This window comes from Vibrio sp. R-1, from assembly GCF_035615595.1.
Lineage (GTDB): Bacteria > Pseudomonadota > Gammaproteobacteria > Enterobacterales > Vibrionaceae > Vibrio > Vibrio cholerae.
This window is the reverse complement of sequence record NZ_WPDC01000299.1, coordinates 1-522: the sequence shown is the minus strand read 5'-3', so window position 1 is coordinate 522 and position 522 is coordinate 1. Positions and strand designations below refer to the sequence as shown.

1 protein-coding gene is annotated in these 522 nt (G+C 41.0%); it reads right to left on the bottom strand.

Features of this window, described 5'->3' with window-relative positions; genetic code table 11:
- The gene (locus GOU96_RS18220) at window positions 1–507 is read right to left on the bottom strand and encodes a GNAT family N-acetyltransferase (RefSeq protein ID WP_000403020.1); all 507 of its coding nucleotides are present in this window, start codon (window positions 505–507) and stop codon (window positions 1–3) included.
- Window positions 508–522 lie beyond the last annotated feature (15 nt).

Sequence of the window (522 nt, the reverse complement as noted above, 5' to 3'; positions counted from 1 at the left end):
TTACAATTGCTTGTAGAAATACACTGTCGCCTCTAACTTTCCATTTGAACTGCGTGCAAACTGAGGTATTTGTCCTGCCTCGGTATAACCTATTGAACGGTATAACAATGATGCCACATCACCAAGACGAGTATCTAACACCAATAACTGCAACCCAATTTCAGATGCCGTTGATTCCATTAATGACATCAGTTTCTTACTCACACCTTGGCCACGTGAGCTTGTTATAACCATTAGCTTTTCAACTTCGCCTCGATGTGAACCATTTGCTTTAGAACATAAGGAAAGCTGAACTGCACCGACTACTACATCATCATCGAGTGCAACAAATAAGCGTCGATTACCTGAACTTAAATCTGACTCCACACCAGCCCAATATGACTCGACTTCTTGATGACTGATTGGTGTCAAAAAACCAACCGAAGCCCCACTCTCAACGCAATCAATCAGCAAAGAAGCCAAATCATTTGCTATCTCAGAGGTTGAATTAATTTCCTTTATTTCCACCTAACTTTCCTTGTA